Source organism: Sulfitobacter sp. EhC04 (assembly GCF_001650875.1).
Classification (GTDB): Bacteria; Pseudomonadota; Alphaproteobacteria; order Rhodobacterales; family Rhodobacteraceae; genus Sulfitobacter.
In genome coordinates, this window is the sequence record NZ_LXYI01000077.1 from 1 (window position 1) to 1,416 (window position 1,416).

General features: G+C 58.5%; 1 pseudogene. It reads right to left on the reverse strand.

Annotated elements, in window-relative coordinates:
- Window positions 1-1,416 (reverse strand): annotated as a pseudogene (locus A8B82_RS24275) (hypothetical protein); the annotation flags it as partial.

Below are 1,416 nucleotides of genomic sequence, written 5' to 3' on the forward strand. Positions count from 1 at the left end.
TCGATGAACGCCTGAACACCGGTCTCTGCCGTTGCGATAAGCTGCTTCAGGTACTCGGGGATGTCAGCCTGTGCGAGCAGGTTCACGGAAACGCTCAGCCGCTCTTGCAGCTGGGAGTAGCTGAAATCCTCCGCATCGCGAATTGCTGCCTCAAGGGACAACAGCGCGGCGTCGAACTCGCCAATCGTTGCGTCCCAATTGGTCACCAGATCCTGAATGCTGCTATCCAGTGAGGCAATCTGCTCTGGGGTCAGAGATTCCAGTTCAAGGAAGTTCGCCAGGGCCGTCAGAACCTCAATCTGGCGCTCGTAAAGCGCTTGCAGAACGTCCTCGTTTGCCCCTTCAAGATCGGCGACACCCGCCAGCAATTTGAGCTGGTTCATCACCACTGCTGCCTGCATCTGGTATTCTACCAGCGTGCCGGATTGCGACTTCATCGACTTCAGAAGGTTCCGGGACAGCTCGGGGATCTTATCCGCGGCTGATTGATCGCCCTCCATTGCTGCGGCAAGTGCGGTATCAAAGCGAGACTGGTTCAGGGCTGCCTGCTGTGCCGGCGACACGTTGGTCAGGTCGCTGTTCAGAATATCACTCAGAAACTCGCGCAAGGTCTTTGCGGTCTTGTACCACAGTCGTGCTTGCTCACCTGACTGCAACGCCAGGGCCTGGGACTGCTCAATCAGGACGCCGATCTCCCCGCCGATGTTTGACACCAGGCCCTGCATCGACAATGTGAAGCGCTCGATCTGGGGGAGAACTTCATTCATCGCCCCGGCCATCGAAACGAGTGCGGCGTAAAGTTCCCGGCCATATTCTGTGGTCAGGTCGATGCTCTCGATCAGTTCACGGAACCCTTCACGGCTCTGAGGCATGGTTTGACCCAATTCGGCAAACTGGTCGTTCAGGCGGCGCATGATCGTTTCGCGCTGTTCCTCGACGCTGTAGAAGGCCGCAAAGAATGTGTTCACCGCCTGAGCCATCTGGTCAGCACCGCCAAAGGCGTCGACCAGGTTCGAGGCTGCATCCCCGCCGAGCAGCGACACGTCGAACAATGTGCCTCCGAGCAGGTCCATGGCATCATTGACAGCCAGCAGACTGGTGGACAGGCGCGTCAACGTGGTCGCGGCACCCTCGCCCACCCTTTGGACGTCCTCGATCCCCGTGACCATCTCAGCGAATGCATCGCCCAGCTCTTCCAGAGCATCTTGGACTGCGCGCTGCGCCTCTTCGTCGCTCAGGCCTTTGGTCGATATCTCCATCTGATGGGCGAAGTCAGTGAAGGCGCTCGACGTGATCCCAAGGGTCTCCGCCGCGTTGATCAGGCTATCCTGAATTTCAGCAACAATGTTTTGGAGTGGAGCGGCCACATCCCCGTCGGCTTCGGTATAGGTGGTGCGAACCTTCTTGGAGAGGCCC